Source organism: Stenotrophomonas sp. HMWF003 (assembly GCF_003061285.1).
In the GTDB taxonomy this organism is placed as follows: domain Bacteria; phylum Pseudomonadota; class Gammaproteobacteria; order Xanthomonadales; family Xanthomonadaceae; genus Stenotrophomonas; species Stenotrophomonas maltophilia_AP.
In genome coordinates this window covers 24724-26071 of record NZ_QAIW01000461.1, presented here as the reverse complement: position 1 = coordinate 26071, position 1348 = coordinate 24724, and the positions used below count along the sequence as shown (strand labels likewise).

General features: G+C 70.3%; 1 protein-coding gene and 1 pseudogene. Both read right to left on the bottom strand.

Features of this window, described 5'->3' with window-relative positions:
* Positions 1 to 412: MFS transporter (locus DBR34_RS20585; RefSeq protein ID WP_146186901.1), on the bottom strand; the 412-nt coding region annotated here is incomplete at its 3' end.
* Between the two features lie 106 nt (positions 413 to 518).
* Positions 519 to 1348 (bottom strand): annotated as a pseudogene (locus tag DBR34_RS24400) (aldehyde dehydrogenase family protein); the annotation flags it as partial.

The following is a 1348-nucleotide window of genomic DNA, read 5'->3' as shown; positions in this document are numbered from 1 at the left end:
CCCCGCCCCACTCGCCGCCCAGCCCAAGGCCCTGGCCGAACCGGCACAGCGCCAGCAGGGCCGGGGCGAGGATGCCGATGCTGGCATGCGTAGGCAGCAGGCCGATCGCCACGGTGGACACGCCCATGGTCAACAGGGCGGCCACCAGCGTGGCCTTGCGCCCGATCCGGTCGCCGTAGTGACCAAACACCGCCGAGCCCACCGGCCGTGCGATGAAGGCCACCGCGAAGGTGGCCAGCGACTGCAGCAGGGCCGCGCCATCGCTGCTGTCGGGGAAGAACAGGTGCGGGAACACCAGTACCGCCGCCGTGGCGTAGATGTAGAAGTCGAAAAACTCGATGGTGGTGCCGATCAGGCTGGCCAGCAGGATGCGGCGGGGCGAATTGGCGGCAGGTGCGGCAGGAGTCGACATCGGGCACACGCAAAAGGGCAGCTGCCCGATTCTGCCATGGCCGCGCGACGCTGCGGCCGATGGTTGCAGACGTGACCGTCGCCGCCGGCATGCCGGCCCAGCGCGCTCACTCGCCCAGGTGGATCCAGGTGGCCTTGAGCTCGGTGTACTTGTCGAACGCGTGCAGCGATTTGTCGCGACCGATGCCGGACTGCTTGTAGCCGCCAAACGGGGCGGTCATGTCGCCACCGTCCCACTGGTTCACCCACACGCTGCCCGCGCGCAGCTGGCGCGCCACCCGGTGCGCGCGGCCGAGGTCGCGGGTCCACAGACCGGCGGCCAGGCCGTAGCGTGAATCGTTGGCCAGCCGCAGCGCATCGGCTTCGTGGTCGAAGCCGAGCACGCTCAGCACCGGCCCGAAGATTTCCTCGCGGGCAATGCTGTGCCCGGCATCCACCTCGTCGAACACGGTGGGCTGGACATAGCTGCCACCGGCCACCACCTCCACCCGCTTGCCGCCCAGCAGCAGGCGCGCGCCTTCGGCCTGGCCACGGTTGATGTGGTCCAGCACCTGGTCGGCGTGCCGGTCGTCCACCAGCGCGCCCATCGGCGCGTCCGGGTCGAACGGATGGGCCGGCTGCATGCGGCGCGCGTGCGCAAGTACCCGGGTCACGAATTCGTCCTGGATCGAGCGCTGCACCAGCAGCCGCGACGCCGCCGTGCAGACCTCGCCCTGGTTGTAGAAAATGCCGGTGGCGGCCGCTTCGGCGGCCTTGTCCAGGTCTGGTGCATCGGCGAACACCAGATTCGGGCTCTTGCCGCCGCACTCCAGCCAGGTGCGCTTGAGGTTGGACCGCCCGGCGCACTGCAGCAGCCGCTTGCCCACGGCGGTGGACCCGGTGAAGGCCAGCGCGTCCACCTCCATGTGCAGCGCCAGCGGTTCGCCGGCGCGGGTGC